The 18,025-nt window shown below is 60.7% G+C and carries 19 protein-coding genes; 12 read left to right on the top strand and 7 right to left on the bottom strand.

Annotated elements, in window-relative coordinates; all coding sequences use genetic code 11:
• Positions 1 to 3: 3 nt before the first annotated feature.
• The gene (gene serB, locus QD409_RS08155) at positions 4 to 894 is read right to left on the bottom strand and encodes a phosphoserine phosphatase SerB (RefSeq protein WP_430762388.1); all 891 of its coding nucleotides are present in this window, start codon (positions 892 to 894) and stop codon (positions 4 to 6) included.
• On the opposite strand from serB, the gene miaA reads away from it, so the two are divergent.
• A complete protein-coding gene (gene miaA / locus QD409_RS08150) occupies positions 893 to 1,789 on the top strand; it encodes a tRNA (adenosine(37)-N6)-dimethylallyltransferase MiaA (RefSeq protein ID WP_092855393.1) in 897 nt (298 codons plus the stop codon). The two genes, serB and miaA, sit on opposite strands and share 2 nt — an antisense overlap.
• 9 nt (positions 1,790 to 1,798) lie before the next feature.
• Here miaA and QD409_RS08145 read toward each other — a convergent pair whose 3' ends face one another.
• Entirely contained in the window at positions 1,799 to 3,835 is a 2,037-nt protein-coding gene (locus tag QD409_RS08145) for an ATP-binding protein (RefSeq protein ID WP_092855395.1), read from the bottom strand.
• Positions 3,836 to 4,163: 328 nt separating this feature from the next.
• On the opposite strand from QD409_RS08145, the gene QD409_RS08140 reads away from it, so the two are divergent.
• The 3 genes from QD409_RS08140 to QD409_RS08130 all read left to right on the top strand — a co-directional run bounded on the left by QD409_RS08140 (position 4,164) and on the right by QD409_RS08130 (position 7,737).
• Positions 4,164 to 5,957, top strand: a complete 1,794-nt coding sequence (locus tag QD409_RS08140; protein WP_092855397.1) for an acetolactate synthase 3 large subunit — start codon at positions 4,164 to 4,166, stop codon at positions 5,955 to 5,957.
• A gap of 85 nt (positions 5,958 to 6,042) precedes the next feature.
• Complete coding sequence (gene ilvN, locus QD409_RS08135; protein WP_047633834.1) at positions 6,043 to 6,615, top strand: acetolactate synthase small subunit; 573 nt, start codon at positions 6,043 to 6,045, stop codon at positions 6,613 to 6,615.
• 90 nt (positions 6,616 to 6,705) lie between these two features.
• Positions 6,706 to 7,737, top strand: coding sequence for a capsular biosynthesis protein (locus QD409_RS08130; protein WP_430762387.1), 1,032 nt, complete (start codon positions 6,706 to 6,708; stop codon positions 7,735 to 7,737).
• Positions 7,738 to 7,739: 2 nt separating this feature from the next.
• Here the strand turns inward: QD409_RS08130 and QD409_RS08125 are convergent, their stop codons facing one another.
• Complete coding sequence (locus QD409_RS08125; RefSeq protein ID WP_430762386.1) at positions 7,740 to 8,585, bottom strand: aldo/keto reductase; 846 nt, start codon at positions 8,583 to 8,585, stop codon at positions 7,740 to 7,742.
• Between the two features lie 217 nt (positions 8,586 to 8,802).
• Here QD409_RS08125 and QD409_RS08120 point away from each other — a divergent pair, with 217 nt between their 5' ends.
• The 4 genes from QD409_RS08120 to QD409_RS08105 are packed head-to-tail and all read left to right on the top strand — an operon-like array spanning position 8,803 to position 11,075.
• Positions 8,803 to 9,396 carry a LysE family translocator gene (locus QD409_RS08120; RefSeq protein WP_430762385.1) on the top strand — a complete coding sequence of 198 codons (594 nt, stop codon included), beginning with the start codon at positions 8,803 to 8,805 and terminating at the stop codon, positions 9,394 to 9,396.
• Positions 9,397 to 9,419: 23 nt separating this feature from the next.
• Positions 9,420 to 10,061, top strand: a complete 642-nt coding sequence (gene nthA, locus QD409_RS08115; RefSeq protein WP_430762384.1) for a nitrile hydratase subunit alpha — start codon at positions 9,420 to 9,422, stop codon at positions 10,059 to 10,061.
• Positions 10,058 to 10,717 carry a nitrile hydratase subunit beta gene (gene nthB / locus QD409_RS08110; protein ID WP_430762383.1) on the top strand — a complete coding sequence of 220 codons (660 nt, stop codon included), beginning with the start codon at positions 10,058 to 10,060 and terminating at the stop codon, positions 10,715 to 10,717. The genes nthA and nthB overlap by 4 nt, the downstream gene beginning before the upstream one ends.
• Complete coding sequence (locus QD409_RS08105; protein ID WP_430762382.1) at positions 10,704 to 11,075, top strand: nitrile hydratase accessory protein; 372 nt, start codon at positions 10,704 to 10,706, stop codon at positions 11,073 to 11,075. The genes nthB and QD409_RS08105 overlap by 14 nt, the downstream gene beginning before the upstream one ends.
• 36 nt (positions 11,076 to 11,111) lie before the next feature.
• Here QD409_RS08105 and QD409_RS08100 read toward each other — a convergent pair whose 3' ends face one another.
• The 3 genes from QD409_RS08100 to QD409_RS08090 are packed head-to-tail and all read right to left on the bottom strand — an operon-like array spanning position 11,112 to position 12,830.
• Entirely contained in the window at positions 11,112 to 11,915 is an 804-nt protein-coding gene (locus QD409_RS08100) for an anti-sigma factor family protein (protein WP_430762381.1), read from the bottom strand.
• Positions 11,912 to 12,466, bottom strand: a complete 555-nt coding sequence (locus QD409_RS08095) for an RNA polymerase sigma factor (RefSeq protein WP_430762380.1) — start codon at positions 12,464 to 12,466, stop codon at positions 11,912 to 11,914. The genes QD409_RS08100 and QD409_RS08095 overlap by 4 nt, the downstream gene beginning before the upstream one ends.
• The gene (locus QD409_RS08090; protein ID WP_430762379.1) at positions 12,450 to 12,830 is read right to left on the bottom strand and encodes a COG4315 family predicted lipoprotein; all 381 of its coding nucleotides are present in this window, start codon (positions 12,828 to 12,830) and stop codon (positions 12,450 to 12,452) included. The genes QD409_RS08095 and QD409_RS08090 overlap by 17 nt, the downstream gene beginning before the upstream one ends.
• A gap of 151 nt (positions 12,831 to 12,981) precedes the next feature.
• On the opposite strand from QD409_RS08090, the gene QD409_RS08085 reads away from it, so the two are divergent.
• Both QD409_RS08085 and QD409_RS08080 read left to right on the top strand, forming a co-directional pair.
• The gene (locus QD409_RS08085) at positions 12,982 to 14,109 is read left to right on the top strand and encodes an ATP-dependent DNA helicase (RefSeq protein WP_092855414.1); all 1,128 of its coding nucleotides are present in this window, start codon (positions 12,982 to 12,984) and stop codon (positions 14,107 to 14,109) included.
• Between the two features lie 163 nt (positions 14,110 to 14,272).
• A complete protein-coding gene (locus QD409_RS08080) occupies positions 14,273 to 15,025 on the top strand; it encodes a pyridoxine 5'-phosphate synthase (protein WP_430762378.1) in 753 nt (250 codons plus the stop codon).
• 234 nt (positions 15,026 to 15,259) lie between these two features.
• On the opposite strand, the gene QD409_RS08075 is transcribed toward QD409_RS08080, so the two are convergent.
• The gene (locus tag QD409_RS08075) at positions 15,260 to 16,147 is read right to left on the bottom strand and encodes an SDR family oxidoreductase (protein WP_430762377.1); all 888 of its coding nucleotides are present in this window, start codon (positions 16,145 to 16,147) and stop codon (positions 15,260 to 15,262) included.
• Between the two features lie 138 nt (positions 16,148 to 16,285).
• Between QD409_RS08075 and QD409_RS08070 the strand changes: the two genes are divergently transcribed.
• Together QD409_RS08070 and QD409_RS08065 are read left to right on the top strand one after the other, a co-directional pair.
• A complete protein-coding gene (locus tag QD409_RS08070; RefSeq protein ID WP_430762376.1) occupies positions 16,286 to 16,702 on the top strand; it encodes a winged helix-turn-helix transcriptional regulator in 417 nt (138 codons plus the stop codon).
• A gap of 8 nt (positions 16,703 to 16,710) precedes the next feature.
• Complete coding sequence (locus QD409_RS08065) at positions 16,711 to 17,964, top strand: FAD-dependent oxidoreductase (protein WP_430762375.1); 1,254 nt, start codon at positions 16,711 to 16,713, stop codon at positions 17,962 to 17,964.
• Positions 17,965 to 18,025: the final 61 nt, after the last annotated feature.

Genomic DNA, 18,025 nt, shown 5'->3' with positions numbered 1-18,025 from the left:
GTTCTACGGTTTGATGAAGTCCGTCTTGCGATAGCCCTGGATGTAGAGCAGGGCGGTGAGGTCGCCATGGTCGATACGCATTCTGGCCTGAGCGGAGACCGTTGGCTTGGCATGCAGCGCAACGCCGGAGCCGGCAAGCTGCAGCATGCCAAGATCGTTGGCGCCGTCGCCGACGGCTATAGCGTCGTCGGTGGAAATGCCGAGTTCTTCGGCAATCTCGTTCAAGGCATCGACCTTGGCCTGCTTGCCGAGAATGGGCTCCTTGACGAAGCCAGTCAGCAGGCCGCTTTCCTCCAGCAGGATGTTGGCTCGGTTTTCATCGAAGCCTAGCGTCGCTGCGATGCGGCTGGTGAAAACGGTAAAGCCGCCCGAGACGAGGGCGGTGTAATAGCCCTTCGCCTTCATGGTGGCGATCAGTTCAGGACCGCCCGGCGTCAGCGTGATGCGCTTTGCAATAACCTCGTCAACAACGGAAAGTGGCAGTCCCTTCAGCAGAGCGACGCGCTCGCGCAGAGCCGGCTCGAAGGCGATCGCGCCGTTCATCGCGCGCGCAGTGATATCGGCGACTTTCTCCTTGAGGCCGACCTCGGCTGCCAGTTCATCGATGCATTCCTGGCCGATCATGGTCGAGTCCATGTCGGCGATCAGCAGCTTCTTGCGGCGGGTTTCCGCTTGCTGAATGACGAGATCGATCGGCTTGCTGCTGATCACGGTCAGGATGTCGGCTTCTGCGGCTTGTAGATCCGTATCGTCGCGCAGCGCGATATCGCAGGCAATGCCGTCGGCCAGCCAGTAAAGTCCTGAGGCTCTGATGGCTTCCGCTGCCTGTTCGGCTATCGCCGGAGCAAGAACGGGGTTTGACGGATTGGCAATAAGCGTGGCAACGAAGGTCATGAGCAGAAACCTTATGAGCAATATCGACGCGATCCTGATAACCGGGCCGACAGCGAGCGGCAAGTCCGCGCTTGCGGTCGAATTGGCGCGTTCACACGATGGCGTGGTCATCAATGCCGATAGTATGCAGGTCTACGATACTCTACGCGTCCTGACCGCCCGGCCTTCCGAAGAGGATATGGAGGACATTCCGCACCATCTTTATGGTCATGTCCCTGCGGGGCAGGCTTACTCCACAGGCGCCTGGCTGCGCGAGGCTACCGAACTTGTCGAGCGCTTGCGCGAGCATGGGCGATTGCCCGTTTTCGTTGGCGGGACAGGCCTTTATTTCAAGGCGCTGGCAGGCGGCCTCTCAGATATGCCCGCCATTCCCGCCGAGATTCGCGACCGCCTGCGTGCGCGGCTCCTGGCGGAAGGGGCAGAAGTTCTGCATTGCGAACTGGCTGATCGAGATGCTTCGGTTGCGGAAAGCCTCAACCGCCAGGATGGCCAGCGTATCGTTCGTGCGCTGGAGGTGATCGAAGCGACCGGCCAATCCATCGCGGCCTATCAGGGCAAGCAAGGCCCTGTCGTGATCGATCCCGACCGCGCGCGGAAGATCGTCGTGCTGCCCGACCGTGAGGTGCTGCATCAGCGCATCAACGGCCGCTTTGAGAAAATGCTGGCGATGGGCGCGGAAGACGAGGTTCGATCCCTGCTGGCGCAGGAATTGTCACCGGATATGCCGGTCATGAAGGCGATCGGCGTGTCGCAGATCGCCGCCATGCTGAAAGGCGAGATGACGCGCGATGAAGTTCTCGAAACCGGAGCGGCTGCGACCCGACAATATGCCAAGCGGCAGATGACCTGGTTTCGCAATCAGATGGACGAAAGCTGGGAACGGCTCAGCCCCTGATTTGCGGCGTCAGTCCTTGTCGTAAAGACTGCCCAGCGGCTTCTTCAAAAGGCTGTCCCGCAGTGAGAGGCCAGGTTCCCGCCTTGGCGGCGCAGGTACCTCCTCCCTTGCAGGGACGGTGCGTGGGATTGCCGGGTCGCTGCTGCGGAATTCGCGGCGCAGTTCGGCAAGCCTGCTGTCGATCGACGTCTGTACCGGTGCGGCAGTCTGTGGGGCGGCGGCACGGGGCAGCATATCCGGTCGATAGGGTTCGTTCAGCGGCGCCTGTGCTTCCGCCGGGCGCCATGCGGGCTGCTCGACCGGCATATCATCAGGATCGTTCCTGATATTGGCGAGTGCCTCGCTGGCAGCGCCGTAGCTTTGCTGCAGGGAGCCGATATCGGGGCCGGAAATCGCGCGCATACGGTTGACGATCGTGCGCAGGTCGACGGTATCCGGCGACTCGTCGCTGACCTTCGCCACGCTGCCGGTCGCTTTCGGCAGCAGGTGCTCATTGACGCGAGAGAAGCGCATGCGCATCGGCACGGCAATGGCCGCGCCGAAGGCGATGGCTTCGCCATTGCCGATCGACGACAGGAAGCTGGTCGTCGAGATCGAGGAGTTCGGTATGGCCGAGCGGATGATTTCCTGGTCGTGGTCGTTGGCAAGACGCATCGCAAAGAGCGTCGAGCATTGCGACAGGATCGTCTGGTCGAGTTCGCCGGGACGCTGGGTGATGATGCCAAGCGACACGCCGTACTTTCGCCCTTCCTTGGCGATGCGGGCGATCGCTTGCCGCGTCGGGAAGAAGCCGAGGCTCTGATCGGCGGGAATGTAGCGATGCGCTTCTTCGCAGACGACCAGCATGTGGATTGCGCCGTCGCTCCAGAGCGCCAGTTCGAACGCCATGCGGCAGAGAACCGAGGCTACGGAATTGATGACTTCGGACGGGATTCCGGCAAGCTGAAAGGTGCAGATCGGTTTGCCGTCGCCGGGAATGCGGAAGATCTTGGCGATGGTCTCCGTGATCGTATCGGTGATCGTGTTGTTGGAGAACATGAAGTGATAGCGCGGATCGTTGATCGCGGAGATGATGCGCATCTTAAGCGAGCGCAGATGTGGCTTTTCCTGACGGCCTTCCAGCCGGCCGATGCGCTCGTCGATCAGCGCCAGCAGATCGGCCATGCGATAAGGGAGCGGCGTATCGGCCGTCACCGAGGCCCTTTCGGTCTGGCGTCGCATCAATGCGGAATCGCTGCCCCTAAAGGCGCGTTTGGCTTCGGGAATAAGATCGCGCAGGGCGTCGAGCTCTTCCGGTATCGCCGGGCGACCGCGAAAGACGACTTCACCGAACTCTTCGAGCCGCATCAACCAGAAGGGGAGGTCAAGCGTATCCGTATCGATAACGACGGCATGGCGGGGAAAGGCGGCGGCAAATTCGTTGTGCGGGTCGAGGATCAGCACGCGCAGTTTCGGATCGGCGCTTATCGCTTTGTGCAATAGCAGCGAAACGGCGGTCGACTTGCCGACGCCGGTCGAACCGACGACGGCGAAATGCTTCGACAGCATCGATGGAATATGGATGGAGGCGTCGATGCTTTCGTCCTGCGTCAGCTTGCCGACGACGCAGCTGTCGCCCTTGCCGGCATCGAAGATACGCATGAGGTCGCTGGCGCGGATGCGGTGCGCGATGGCGCCGAGATAGGGATAGGCGGAAATGCCGCTGGAAAATTCTTCACGGCCGTCCGGCTCGACCCGAACCTCGCCCAGCAATTCCACTTCGATGCGGAAGAGGTTGTCCTGCCCTTCGCCCCAGCCGACGCTTTCGGTGTTCATGGAATAGACAAGGGCGGCGACGCGGTTCTTCCCGACGCTGATGGAGATCAGCTTTCCGACAGACCAGAGTTCGGTCAGGTCGGTGCCGCCAGCTTCGGCAACGGCTGCGATCGTCGCTCTCGAGCCATTGCACGCGACGACGCGGCCGAGGAAGCGATTTCCCGGCTTTAGCTTATCGCGGCGATCAAGATCTCCCGCTTTGCCTGATGTCTGCAGATCGTTGTTGAGCAAACGGCTACCCCAAGCGTTAGATGGTAAAGCATAGGGAGTGCGGCTTAACAAAACCCTGTCGGCAATAGGCGCTTTTTATCTGGTATAGGGGCGAGCGCGATTTTTTATTGCTTCACGCGTTGACGCTTCGAAATTTTCTGTCTATCACTTCGGCCCATGAAAAACTCGATTATTCTTATCGTGGTGGGAAGGCGCATGGGCAGGATGGTGTAACCATCCGGCGACAGCCACCCATGCGCTAGATGGCAGGCTCCCCGAGGGGCCTTTTTTTATGCCCGAAATCGAGATTTCATCTTCCCAAACCTCCAGCAGACAGCGGAACAAACGTATGACCGGCACAGATAATCAGGCGAGCGGCAATCGAATGACAGGCGCGGAGATCGTGTTGCAGGCGCTCAAGGACAACGGCGTCGAACACATCTTCGGTTATCCGGGCGGCGCGGTGCTTCCGATCTACGACGAGATCTTCCAGCAGGACGACATCCAGCATATTCTGGTTCGCCACGAACAGGGCGCCGGCCATGCGGCCGAAGGCTATGCCCGCTCCACCGGCAAGGTCGGCGTCATGCTGGTTACTTCCGGTCCGGGCGCGACCAATGCCGTCACGCCGCTGCAGGATGCCTTGATGGACTCGATCCCGCTCGTCTGCCTGACGGGTCAGGTTCCGACGTCGCTGATCGGCTCGGACGCTTTCCAGGAATGCGATACGGTCGGCATCACCAGGCCCTGCACCAAGCACAACTGGCTGGTCAAGGACGTCAACCAGCTGGCCGCCGTTATTCATGAAGCCTTCCGCATCGCGCAGACCGGCCGTCCTGGTCCTGTTGTCGTCGACATCCCGAAGGACGTTCAGTTCGCCACCGGCACCTATACGCCGCCGGAAGCGCATGACGCCCAGAAGAGCTACCAGCCAAAGGTTCAGGGCGATCTCAACAAGATCACCCAGGCGATCGAACTGATGAAGAATGCACGCCAGCCGGTCATCTATTCCGGCGGCGGTGTCGTCAACTCCGGTCCGGAAGCTTCCAGGCTGCTGCGCGAACTCGTCGAGCTGACAGGTTTCCCGATCACTTCAACGCTGATGGGTCTCGGCGCCTATCCGGCTTCGGGCAAGAACTGGCTCGGCATGCTCGGCATGCATGGTTCTTACGAAGCCAACATGGCGATGCATGATTGCGATGTCATGGTCTGTATCGGCGCGCGCTTCGACGACCGCATTACCGGCCGCCTCAATGCCTTCTCGCCGAATTCGAAGAAGATCCACATCGACATCGATCCTTCCTCGATCAACAAGAACGTTCACGTCGATATCGGCATCCTCGGCGATGTCGGCAATGTTCTGGAAGATATGGTCCGCCTGTGGCGGGCGCTGCCGCAGAAGCCGGCCGCCGACCGCCTCGGCGATTGGTGGACCAGCATCACTCGCTGGCGTGCGCGCAATTCGTTCGCCTACAAGCCGAGCGATGACGTCATCATGCCGCAATATGCGATCCAGCGTCTCTATGAGCTGACCAAGCATCGCGACACCTACATCACGACGGAAGTCGGCCAGCACCAGATGTGGGCGGCACAGTTCTACGGTTTCGAACAGCCGAACCGCTGGATGACCTCGGGCGGCCTCGGCACCATGGGCTACGGCCTGCCGGCCGCGCTCGGCGTGCAGATCGCTCATCCGGAAAGCCTGGTCATCGATATTGCCGGCGATGCCTCGATCCAGATGTGCATTCAGGAAATGTCGGCGGCGATTCAGCATAACGCGCCGATCAAGATCTTCATCCTGAACAACCAGTATATGGGCATGGTTCGTCAGTGGCAGCAGTTGCTGCATGGCAACCGCCTGTCGAACTCCTATACGGAAGCGATGCCCGATTTCGTCAAGCTGGCCGAGGCCTATGGCGCAGTCGGCCTGCGTTGCGAGAAGCCGGGCGATCTCGATGCCGCCATCCAGGAGATGATCGACGTCAACAAGCCGGTCATTTTCGATTGCCGCGTCGCCAATCTCGCCAACTGCTTCCCGATGATCCCCTCGGGCAAGGCGCATAATGAGATGCTATTGCCGGACGAAGCGACCGATGAGGCCGTTGCCAACGCCATCGACGCCAAGGGTCGCCAGCTGGTTTGATCGATAGCCAGGGGCGCGGCGGGAGCCGCGCCTCGGCCGATCTCGCTGGCATACCGAACAAAACCGAGGAAACGGAACAGGAATAATGAACGCACACCTTCAACCCACGGGCTCAGCCTATTTCATTTCGCCGGAAACCGCGGCGGCCGAGAGCCATACGCTTTCGGTACTCGTCGACAACGAGCCCGGCGTTCTCGCCCGCGTCATCGGCCTCTTCTCCGGCCGGGGCTACAACATCGAAAGCCTGACCGTCTCTGAGACCGAGCATCAGGCGCATCTGTCGCGCATCACCGTCGTAACCCGCGGCACGCCGCAGGTGCTGGAGCAGATCAAGGCCCAGCTGGAGCGTATTGTTCCCGTTCACCGCGTCGTCGATCTCACGGTGCGTGCCCGCGAACTTGGCCAGGAACGGCCGATCGAGCGCGAAGTGGCGCTGCTGAAGGTCACGGGAAGCGGCGAGACCCGCGCCGAAACGCTGCGGCTGGCCGATGCCTTCCATGCCAAGGTGGTGGATGCGACCGTCGAGCACTTCATTCTCGAAATCACCGGCAAGTCTTCGAAGATCGATCAGTTCATCGCCATCATCAAGCCGCTCGGCCTCATCGAAGTCTGCCGCACCGGCATTGCAGCGATGAACCGCGGCTCGCAGGGAATGTAAGAGCTGCATCGTTGACCGGCTCGCGGGCGTCGCTTAATTTCTGCGATGCCCGGTCCGGATTGTCGGCTCTATTTGCAGCGGGGGTAGAAGGTGGCAATCGTTGCTGGCGAGGTTTTGCCTGATCTCGGTGAAAAGCCGTGGCATCCGCCGGCGGACATGCGCCTTGGCGCGGCGTTCTTCGTGCGCGGCGATTTTCCCTGGCTCGGACATTATTTCGGTTCGCAGAAGCTGGCGTCGATCCTTTCTCCAGGCATAGGCGGTGTCGTCTCCTGGGGCGGCCGCGCACCTGCCAAGACGGCGGCCAGGATTGCGCGGTTTCGTCAACTACGGCATTGGCATTTGGAAGATGGCTTTCTGCGGTCCATGGGGCTCGGCAAGGCCGGCGCCGTTCCGCTTTCCATCGTCATCGACGATCTCGGCCTACCTGTCGATGCAGGCCGACCGTCGCGGCTTGAGCGTCTCATAGAAGGCACCGAGGAGGCTGGCGATCTCGGCCGCACCATCCGAGAGCAGATCGTTCTCAACAAGCTTTCGAAATACAATCATCTTCCTCATCAACCGCCTCGTATCGAGCGGACGGCAAAGCGTCGCATCCTTTTGGTCGATCAGGTCGTTGGTGATGTTTCGGTCGGCAGAGCACTTGGCTCGCCAGCTTCCTTCGAGCGGATGCTTACGGAAGGACTGGCAAGCGGCGCGCAATGCCTGATCCGAACCCATCCGGATGTGATGGCCGGACTTCGTAAGGGGTATCTTACAGATGATGCATCAAAAGGCGATGCAATCCTTCTTGACGATGAAGTGTCGGTAGCGTCGATACTAGATGTCGTCGACGAGGTCTGGACGGTCTCGAGCCAGTTCGGTTTCGATGCGCTGCTGCGCGGTATTCCGGTTCGCTGCTATGCCGCCCCCTTCTATGCAGGCTGGGGCGTGACCGAGGATCATTTCGGCGTCTACACCAAGGCTACGCTTGCCGGGCGTCGGACGAAGCGGCGGACTGTCGACCAGATCGCCGCGGCCGCCTTTTCGCTCTATCCCACCTATCGCGATCCTGCTGATTGGCAGGAGATCGATGTCTTCCGGGCAATCGAGCTGATTGTTGCGCAGCAGAAGGCCGCTGCCTGAACCTACAGCATTTCCAATGATTTCTTTCGCGATGGCGGCGGGAAGGCGGCGTCGAGGATGGCCCAATCCTCATCGGTCATGTCGACATCTATGGAGTCACGGTTCTCCTCGACACGCTGCGCATTCGATGATTTCGGAATCGATATCACGCCGTCGCGTTCCAGCAGGAAGGCGAGAGCGATCTGGGCTGGCGTGGCCTGATAGGTCTTGGCAATGCGGATCAGCTCGGGATGATGGAGCAGGCGGCCTTGCTCGATCGGCGAATAGGCCATGATCGGAATGCTGCGGTCCTGGCACCAGGGCAGCAGATCGTATTCGATGCCGCGCCGGCCAAGATTGTAGAGCACCTGATTGGCGGCGACATTGCCGCCATTCGGCACGGAAAGCAGCTCATCGATATCATCAACGTCGAAATTCGAGACGCCCCAGGCCTCGATCTTGCCTGCTGCCTTCAGTCCTTCGAAAGCCTCCACGGTCTCTTCGAGGGGGTAGTTTCCGCGCCAATGCAGCAGATAGAGATCGATGCGATCGGTGTTCAGGCGCCTCAGACTGCGTTCGCAGGCTTCGACTGCGCCCTTGCGGCTTGCATTGGCGGGGTAGACCTTGCTGACCAGAAAGACCTCGTCGCGCCGTCCTTCGATCGCCTTGCCGACTATCTCCTCCGAGCCGCCGTCGGCATACATTTCTGCCGTGTCGATCAGCGTCATGCCGAGATCGAGGCCGGTTTTTAGGCTGGTGATCTCGTCTCTGGCCTTGGCGGCACTCTCCCCCATGTTCCAGGTCCCCTGACCAAGCGCGGGAACGGCAATGCCGGAGGGGAGGGTGACTGTCGGGATGGGCTCTCGCATGGCATGTCCTCGCTTTACAGAGGGAAGGATAGGTTCATTCCACGGGATTGCAATCGGCGACCTTGATGTCACCGTGACAATCGTCCTATGGCTTTAGTATTGCCTGCGAACTAATGTCGGCTCGACCATGCGTCGCCGTAGTTGGCGTGCACGAACCGTATCATGAGAAGAATTTTGGATGCCGCCCCTCGTCACGTACGGTGTCCAAGGAGGCATTATGGCGCTGGATACATTTCTGGCTCTCTTACTTTTTGCATTCACAACCTCGATCACCCCTGGGCCGAACAACATGATGCTGTTTGCTTCGGGCGTGAACTTTGGCTTTCGGCGTACCATTCCGCACATGCTTGGCATCGGCGTCGGCTTTCTGTCGCTGCTGCTCGGCGTAGGCCTGGGCCTGGGGGCTGTGCTGCATACTGTGCCGCTGCTCTACACCGTGCTGAAATTCGCGGGCGGCGTCTATCTCGTCTGGATCGCCTGGAAGATCGGCACTTCGCGCAGCCTGACAGAAAGCGAGGATTCTGCGCAGCCGATGAGCTTCATGAGCGCTGCCGCGTTCCAATGGGTCAATCCCAAGGCTTGGGTGATGGCCGTTACCGCCATGGCGACCTATACCAACGAGCAACTCTATCTCTTCAGCGTCCTTCTCGTCGGGCTGGCATTTGCCGCCGTGAACGTGCCCAGCGTGTCGACCTGGGCCGGCTTCGGCTCGGCGCTGCGCGACTGGCTGGCCGATCCCGTTCGGCTCAAATGGTTCAACATAACCATGGCCGTCCTGCTGGTGCTCAGTCTCTGGCCGATGCTAAAGTAATCGGCAAGCGATAGGAGACGGCCATGTCCCACGGACACTCGCATGATGAAGACGATCATCACCATCACCACGACAACCATTATTCCGACATGCAGGCGCGCGTGAAGGCGCTCGAGACGCTGCTGACGGAAAAGGGGCTGATCGACCCGGCGGCGATCGACCGTATCGTCGAAACCTATGAGACGAAGGTCGGGCCGCGCAATGGCGCGCACGTGGTGGCGAAGGCCTGGAGCGATCCAGAGTTTGCCGACTGGTTGCGGCGCGACGCGACAGCGGCCATTGCAAGCCTCGGCTTTACCGGCCGTCAGGGTGAGCATATGCGCGCGGTGTTCAACACGCCGCAAACGCATAATCTGATCGTCTGCACGCTTTGCTCCTGCTACCCGTGGGCCGTGCTCGGGCTGCCGCCCGTTTGGTACAAGGCGCCGGCCTATCGGTCGCGTGCGGTGATCGACCCGCGCGGCGTGCTGGCCGAATTCGGCCTGACATTGCCACAGGAAACCAAGATCCGCGTATGGGATTCGACGGCGGAACTTCGCTACCTGGTGATTCCTGAGCGGCCGGCTGGTTCGGAAGGCATGGACGAGGCGGCGCTGGCGGATCTCGTCAGCCGCGATGCCATGATCGGAACTGCGCTCGCTAACGCGCCGGAGGCAGCGCTATGAACGGTCCACACGATCTCGGCGGTCAGATGGGCTTCGGTCCGGTCGCCCCGGAGCCGAACGAGCCCTATTTTCATGCGGAATGGGAAAAGCGTGCGCTCGGCATCACGCTTTCCTGCGGCGCCTTCGGCGCCTGGAACATCGATGAAAGCCGGCATGCGCGCGAAAACATTCCGCCGGCCAGCTATCTTGGCGCCAGCTACTACGAAATCTGGACTCGTGCCGTCGATACGCTGCTGGAGCGGCACGGTTTCGCCACGGCCGAGGAGCTACGCACCGGTCACTCGCTTGAGCAGGGCAGGGTGCCGAAGCGGGTTTTGAAGGCGGATATGGTCGATGGCGTTTTGACCAAAGGTGGTCCTTGCGACCGGCCGGTCGATACCACACCGCTTTTCGCCGTCGGCGATCATGTGCGGACGAAGAATTTCAATCCGACCGGCCACACCAGATTGCCGCGCTACGCCCGCGCCAAGAGGGGTGTTGTCGAGGCCGTGCAGGGCTCGTTCGTGTTCCCCGACGACAACGCCCATGGCCGCGGCGAAAATCCGCAATGGGTCTATACGGTGGTCTTTGACGGCGCCGAGATATGGGGTGAGGGATCCGATCCCTCGCTGACGGTTTCGATCGACGCTTGGGAGAGCTATCTTGAGCGCGTGTGAGGTCGCATCGTCTCTGGCGCAATCGCCGGGGTTGCCGAAGTCTACCGATGGCGAGCCGGTCTTTCCAGAGCCCTGGGCGGCGGACGCTTTTGCTATGACCGTTCACCTCCATGAGAAGGGCTTGTTTGCCTGGAGCGAATGGGCGGAGCGGCTGTCGGCCGAGTTGCACAAGCCAGGTTGCGCACCTGACGGCAGCGACTATTTCGATTGCTGGGTGGCGGCGTTGTCTGGCCTGCTTGTGGCGAAGGGCATTGCCGATGCCGATGCGATCCTGGCTCTTCAGAAAAGCTGGCAACGCGCGGCGGAGGCAACGCCGCACGGAAAGCCGATCGCGCTGGAAAACGATCCGCAGCGCTAAGGCAATTCGCGGAAACGCTTCAGCGCTCTTAATAGGCTAAGACGAGAACTGCTTGTAGCACTCGTCCGCTACTTGCCGCAGCATATCGCGTGAGATCTCGCCGGTGACGGCATAGCCGAGATGGCCATCGATCCAGTAGAAGGTTTCGACGGCGTCGTTGCTGGCAAAGCGGAAGCTCGTCGTGGTGTTTCCACTATTACGCCCCACCAACACGGTCAGGCGCTGGCCGCTGGCATTTTCATACATAAACAGGGCGCCTGGCGTGCCGTTGATCGGCAGCAGCCGGCCACCGACCAGCTGAAAGCCCAGCTTTTGCAGGCTAGGCACCTTGAGGCCGGCAATGTTCATGCGCTTGCCGAGCCAGGTGGCGAGATGCGCCTCCTGATCCGCGCCTACTTCGACCGGATGGCGGACATCGCTGGCATAGACGACGAAGGCTGAATGCGCCTGCTGCGGCAAGGCCTCGATGGCGGTCATTTGCAATTCGGGTTGTGCGAAAAGATCAAGGCCGAAATGGCCTGCTGCCGCGCCGGCGACGAATAGCGTCAGCGAGGCGGCGAGCATCATCAGTCTGCGGCTTGGTCGTGCTGGAAACGCCTGAACAGTGGATGTGCTTCCGCTTCTGGAAATGAGGTCCGCGTCGCTGTCCTTCGATGCGGCATAGGGGGAGAACATGGCCCGGATTTCATTGTTCTGCGCCTGCCAAGCCGCAACGGCAGCGGCGTCTTCGGGATTTTCGGTCAGCCATACTTTCAATTCCGCCTGCTTTTCCGGCGGCAGTAAACCATCGGCAAAGGCATGAAGGTCCGCTTCGGTCACGGTCGGGTTGTTTTCGTTCATCTTGGTCTCCGAAGCGTGACAATATTGTCTGTATTCAGCAGGCTGGTCATCTTCTGACGGGCGCGCGATAGGCGCGACATTACGGTGCCGATCGGGATATCGAGCATTTCCGCGACATCCTGATAGCTGTAGCCTTCGACGACGACGAGCATCAGCACGGCGCGATAGTCTTCGCCGAGGCTGTCCAGGGCCGTTTCCAGGCGTGACCGTTGCAGTGGATCATTGTCGGTTTCGGCTGTGGACAAGTGGCTGTTTTCATCGATATCGACGAAGCTGCGGTTGCCCTGCTGGCGCAGTCCGTTGCGATAGAGATTGGTCATGATGGTGAGCACCCAGCCGCGCAGGTTCAGCCCGCGCCATTGGCTGCGCCGAGTCAGAACCTTCTCAACACAATCCTGAAGCAAGTCTTCGCCATCGGCATCCGAACGGGTGAGGCTGCGCGAATAGCGTCGCAGCGAGGGGAGGAGCGCCAGCACCTCCGCCTCGAAACCATCCGGCGCGGGGGAGGCTCCCGCCGCGCCGTTTTCGGTCCGATCAGGGCCGTGCGGCATTCCAGAGGCCCTTGAAGCCGTCGCCGGCGATATCACCGGACTTTGCGTCCTTGACGAAGAAGTAGAGCGGCATGCCGTCCTTTGCCCACTGTTTCATTCCGTCCTTGCGGGTAATGATCGAATATGCACCCTCTGCCTTGGCTTTGCCATCGGCCATGAACGGCGGCCAGGCTTTTGCGCAATCGTCGTTGCAATTGGACTCGCCAGCCTTGTCGTTCTTGAAGGTATAGAGCGTCTTGCCGTTTTCGCCGGCAAGGACCTTGCCCTTGGCGCTTTCGACCGTCTTGACGGGTGCTGCGGCGAAAACGGCTGTGGCAAAGGCCGATGCCGCAGCCAGCGCGGCCAGGAAACTCAGAGTCTTCATGATGTCTCTCCTCGGGTGGTGGACGATAGTAGTCCAGGCCCCGCATTTTGCGTTGCCGGACATGAGACACGGGTGCTCCTGATTTTATTCCCTATCCGCCGGGTATTTTTTACTGCTTGCTTCCTGCCGCCGAATCCTGCCATTTCGGCCCATGCAATTCGCGCCGCAACAAGATGAAGCGCTTCAGGCCGTCGCCAAGTGGCTGAAGGAAGGGCGCTCGCCGCTGTTTCGCCTTTTCGGCTATGCCGGCACGGGCAAGACGACGCTTGCGCGGCATTTTGCCGAGCATGTGGATGGCGAGGTGCTGTTTGCGGCCTTTACGGGTAAGGCGGCGCAGGTGTTGCGCTCGCGCGGCGCCTCGAATGCCAAGACCATCCATTCGCTGATCTACCGGCCGCGCGGCGAAGAGGCCGTCGAGGACGAAGAGACGGGCAAGACATCGATCGCCCCGATGTTCACCATCAATCGCCAGAGCCCGGTCGCCAAGGCCGCGCTGATCATCGTCGATGAATGCTCGATGGTGGACGAAGCGCTCGGCAAGGATCTGATGAGTTTCGGGACGCCCATTCTGGTGCTCGGCGATCCGGGACAGCTTCCGCCGGTTTCCGGCGGCGGTTTCTTCACGAACGAGGAGCCGGATTATCTGCTCACGGACATTCATCGTCAGGCCCGCGATAATCCGATTATCCAGCTTGCCATGCAGGTGCGCGAGGGCAAGGAAATCATGCACGGCGACTATGGCACCGCGCAGGTGATCTCGAAGAACGAGGTCACGCAGCCGCTGGTGATGGAGGCCGATCAGGTTCTGGTCGGCACCAACAGGACGCGCCGACGCTACAATCAGCGCTTGCGCGAGCTTAAAGGTTTTACGGCCGACTACCCGCAATCCGGCGACAAGCTGGTCTGCCTGCGCAACGATCCCGCCAAGGGGCTGCTCAACGGCTCGCTTTGGCAGGTCATGACTTCTTCCAGGGAAACGACGAAACCTGGCATCAATCTTTTGATCCGCCCGGAAGATGACGACATGGATCGAGGTGCTGCGAAGATCAAGCTGCTGAAGCAGGCCTTTGAAGATGTCGAGGGCGAGATCCCGTGGTCGACACGCAAGCGCTATGACGAGTTCGATTATGGCTATGCGCTGACGGTGCACAAGGCGCAGGGTTCGCAGTGGAACAATGTGGTGCTGTTCGACGAGAGCTGGGCGTTTCGCGATACGCGCGAGCGCTGGCTCTATACCGCCATTACCCGCGCCGCCGAGACGCTGACGATCGTCCGCTAGCACAACGTCAGGCCTCTCCATAGATCCGTCACCATGTGGTGGCATTGGTGCGGCGCGCCTATCAAAGTTTTGCATGGATTGATGTCGGAATCTCGTTGGTTTTGCTGGCCGTAATGGCATAAAACGACGCTACCATCCGCTTTGAAAATCAGGGATTTCGATCATGCCTGCCAAGCTTTCCGTGAACCTCAACGCCATCGCGATGCTGCGCAATCGGCGTGATCTTCCCTGGCCGAGCGTCACCGGGCTTGGCCGTATCGCGCTTGCTGCTGGCGCCAGCGGTTTGACTGTTCATCCGCGCCCCGATCAGCGGCATATCCGCTTTTCCGATCTGCCCGATATACGTGCGCTGATCGATGACGAGTTTCCCGAGGCGGAGTTCAACATCGAGGGCTATCCGACCGATGAGCTCTTCGATCTCTGCGCTTCGGCTGAGCCCGAACAGGTGACGCTTGTGCCGGACGACCCCACGCAGTCGACATCCGATCATGGCTGGGATTTCCGTAAGAACCGTGCGCTCCTGGCTGATGTCGTTGCCAAGTACAAGAAGATCGGCTGCCGCGTTTCGCTGTTTGCCGATGGCGACGGCGATGCCGACGCCGTGAAGATCGCCAAGGAAGTCGGTGCCGATCGCATCGAGCTCTACACCGGTCCTTACGGCGGCTGCTACGATGCGCCGGAACGGGCTGCCGTCTTTCTGGAGATGCTCGGAAAGACCGCTGATGCCGCCTTCGCTAACGGCCTTGACGTCAATGCCGGTCACGACCTGACGGTCGCCAACCTGCCTGCGCTCCTCAAGCGCATTCCGAAGCTTGCCGAGACGTCCATCGGTCACGGGTTGACCGCCGATGCGCTGGAATACGGCATGGCCGAAACGGTGCGGCGCTTCCGCCGGGCCTGCGGGCAGGTGGTTTGAAGCTGAACATTTCTGATTGGTCCGATAAAGTGCCGGTGGCGCGCTATTGTGCCGGGCCCCTCATCCTAGCTTTCTCTCCGCATTGCGGGGAGAAGGGACAACAGCGCAAACCAATGATTACATCACTCGATTAGAGCTCATGCTTCAGGCGTGAAAACTCCCTCGCCCCGCTTGCGGGGTGAGGGGCTATACTTGAGGTAGCGGCAAAGACGTCTTGCTCAGCCGCTCCCGAACTCAGCCGAGCAATGCGGCCTTGTGTTCCTCGACGAAGCTGCGCAGCGTCTGCGGTTCCTTACCGGTCAGCTTGTTGAAATCGTTGGTCAGGATGTCGAAATTGCCGGCGCGGGTGTTGGCGTCGGCGGAGACGAGCATGTCGACCACGAATTTCGGCAGGCCGGCGCCGGTGAGGCCGGCGGCGAACTGTTCGTCGTTGACCTGCACGACCTCAAGCGGCCGGCCGGTGATCTTGCTGACGACGCTTGCAACATCCTCGATCGTGAGGGCAGTTGAGCCAGTCAGCGTATAGGTGGCGTTTTCGGTCTTGTCGGACGCCAGCGCCGCGGCGATGGCGAGAGCGCAATCGTTGCGGCTGATGTTGCTGACGCGGCCATTGCCGGTCGCGGTATACCACTTGCCGACTTCGAGGCTATGCGGCAGGCCGAGCAAGTAGTTGTCGAAATACCAGGCATCGCGCAGGATCGTATAGCCGATGCCGCTGGCCTCGATGGCGTTTTCGGTGCCGAGGTGGTCAGGTGCGAAGGTGACGAGCGAGCCTTCCGGGGCCGGCATCGAGGTGTAGAGAATGTGCTTCACGCCGGCCTTTTTCGCGGCCTCGACGGCAGCCGTCTGCTGCTTCAGGCGCAGGCCCGGGACGGCGAGTGCATCGGTGCTGATGATCAGCAGCCGGTCGACACCGGCGAAGGCGGCCGGCAGGGTGGCGGCGTCATCGAAATCGGCCTTGCGGGTCACCACGCCCTTGGCGGCTAGGTCGGCAAGCTTCTCCGGGCTGCGGGTTGCGGCAATGATGCGGCCGGGCGCGACCTTGTAAGTCTCCAGCAGGTGATGAATGACGCGCTGGCCAAGCTGCCCGGCAGCGCCGGTGACGAGAAGAGTGCTGCTCATGTCTTTTTCCTTGTTTGACCGCCGCGGACTTGCAGGAGTCTGGTTGCTCTCAAAAAGAGACTAGCACTAGATTGGGGTTTGACTTCGATCTGTAAAGGAGGCAGTTTTTTGGCTCTACGTTACCAAAAGGGAACCGCCTTGAGCACAAGCACCGTCGTCAATTTGCGTAGCACGAAGGTACCGTTGCGTGCCGTCGATATCAGCAAGGTCACTTTTACAGACTGCCCGGTGCGGGATCTGATCTCGCAAATCGGCGGCAAGTGGTCGGTGCTATTGCTGGAAGCACTGGCACAGCGACCCTATCGCTTTGGCGAGCTGCGCCGCATGGTGCCCGATATCTCGCAGCGCATGCTGACACAGACGCTACGCGAGCTCCAGCGCGATGGCTATATCGGCCGCGAGGTTTTTCCGACCAAGCCCCCGAGCGTAGAGTACCGCATGACCGATCTTGGTTATTCGCTTTATGAGCCGCTGGCGCAGCTTTTGAACTGGGCTGAGGCCAATCACGAGGCCGTGCGCGCGGCGCGCGCCAGTTTTGATCAATCACCGGACTGAGCCCTGCAGTGAAGCCTCTGAAAATCGCCATTGTCGGCGCCGGGCCCGCCGGTCTTGCTGCCTCTCTTTTTCTGACCCGCGCCGGTCACGCGACCGACATTATCGAACGCTTCGATAGCCCCGCGCCGGTCGGCTCTGCTTTGATGCTGCAGCCGACGGGGCTGACCGTGCTGGAATCGCTTGGGCTCGGCCCGGCGATCCGTGCTGCCGGCAATCGGATCGACCGCTTGTTCGGCACGGAAACCACCCGTGGCCGCATTGTGCTCGATGTGCGCTACAATGCGTTGCCGGGCGGTCGCTACGGGCTCGGCGTCCATCGCGCCGCGCTGTTCGACACGCTTTATGATGAGGTCTCTGCGCGGAGACATCCGATTTACACAGGGCAGCGCGTTGTCGGCGTGATTGAGGAAGGCGGTGGCAGCTACCTTTCCGTCGAAGGCGGCGAGCGCCTCGGACCCTACGATCTCGTCATCGATGCCAGCGGCGCGCGTTCCGAGCTGGTGGCGGCGTCACCCGTCATGCCGCGCGCGCGAAACCTCACCTACGGCGCCTTCTGGGCGACGCTCGATTGTCCCGACGGCCTGGTCGATCAAGCGTCGCTGACGCAGCGTTACGACAGGGCGAGCGTGATGATCGGCGTCTTGCCGATCGGCGGCAGAAAGCCGGATATGCCGAAACAGGCGGCATTGTTCTGGAGCCTGAAAGTCGCGGATGCCGATGAAGTGCGCAACCGTGGACTCGGTCGCTGGAAGAACACGATCCGCGGCTACTGGCCGGAATGCGAGCCGTTGCTGGAGCAAATTGGCGATTGGGAGCAGCTGACGTTGGCGCGCTACGCCCATCGCACGGTGATGGTGCCCTATAGCGGGCGGACGGTTTTTGTTGGCGACGCGGCCCACTCCACCAGCCCTCAGCTCGGGCAGGGCGCCAACATGGCCCTGCTCGATGTGGCGGCGTTGGCGCATGCGCTTGCGGAACATGACAAGCTGGAGGCCGCGCTTTCGGCCTATGCTAAAGCGCGGCGGATGCATGTGCGGTTGTTCCAGCTGTTGTCTCTGGCATTCACGCCCTTTTACCAATCTGATTCGGCTGCATTGGCATGGATTCGCGACCGACTGGTCGCCACTATCGCCAAGGTGCCGCCAGCGCCGCAGATCCTGGCGGGCATCGTTTCCGGCACGCTGGTCGATCCCTTCAATGGTGCGGGCTTGCAGGAATGTGACTGGCTGCGGCAGGCTGTGCCGCGCTACGCTCTAAAATAGGGCTAATAATGCCATTTTTTCTTGTTTTTGCGCTTATTTCTCGTATTTCTCTTTGTAAGGT

Source organism: Rhizobium sp. BR 315, assembly GCF_050577975.1.
Taxonomy (GTDB): domain Bacteria; phylum Pseudomonadota; class Alphaproteobacteria; order Rhizobiales; family Rhizobiaceae; genus Rhizobium; species Rhizobium miluonense.
The sequence above is the reverse complement of the archived record's forward strand: the minus strand, read 5'-3'. Positions and strand labels throughout refer to the sequence as shown.

Bases quoted from the DNA above. Each gene is read 5' to 3' on its own strand.
- miaA (WP_092855393.1), top strand. From the start codon at position 893: ATGAGCAGAAACCTTATGAGCAATATCGACGCGATCCTGATAACCGGG.
- serB (WP_430762388.1), bottom strand. From the start codon at position 894: ATGACCTTCGTTGCCACGCTTATTGCCAATCCGTCAAACCCCGTTCTT.
- QD409_RS08140 (WP_092855397.1), top strand. From the start codon at position 4,164: ATGACCGGCACAGATAATCAGGCGAGCGGCAATCGAATGACAGGCGCG.
- ilvN (WP_047633834.1), top strand. From the start codon at position 6,043: ATGAACGCACACCTTCAACCCACGGGCTCAGCCTATTTCATTTCGCCG.
- QD409_RS08125 (WP_430762386.1), bottom strand. From the start codon at position 8,585: ATGCGAGAGCCCATCCCGACAGTCACCCTCCCCTCCGGCATTGCCGTT.
- QD409_RS08120 (WP_430762385.1), top strand. From the start codon at position 8,803: ATGGCGCTGGATACATTTCTGGCTCTCTTACTTTTTGCATTCACAACC.
- nthA (WP_430762384.1), top strand. From the start codon at position 9,420: ATGTCCCACGGACACTCGCATGATGAAGACGATCATCACCATCACCAC.
- nthB (WP_430762383.1), top strand. From the start codon at position 10,058: ATGAACGGTCCACACGATCTCGGCGGTCAGATGGGCTTCGGTCCGGTC.
- QD409_RS08100 (WP_430762381.1), bottom strand. From the start codon at position 11,915: ATGAACGAAAACAACCCGACCGTGACCGAAGCGGACCTTCATGCCTTT.
- QD409_RS08095 (WP_430762380.1), bottom strand. From the start codon at position 12,466: ATGCCGCACGGCCCTGATCGGACCGAAAACGGCGCGGCGGGAGCCTCC.
- QD409_RS08090 (WP_430762379.1), bottom strand. From the start codon at position 12,830: ATGAAGACTCTGAGTTTCCTGGCCGCGCTGGCTGCGGCATCGGCCTTT.
- QD409_RS08085 (WP_092855414.1), top strand. From the start codon at position 12,982: ATGCAATTCGCGCCGCAACAAGATGAAGCGCTTCAGGCCGTCGCCAAG.
- QD409_RS08080 (WP_430762378.1), top strand. From the start codon at position 14,273: ATGCCTGCCAAGCTTTCCGTGAACCTCAACGCCATCGCGATGCTGCGC.
- QD409_RS08075 (WP_430762377.1), bottom strand. From the start codon at position 16,147: ATGAGCAGCACTCTTCTCGTCACCGGCGCTGCCGGGCAGCTTGGCCAG.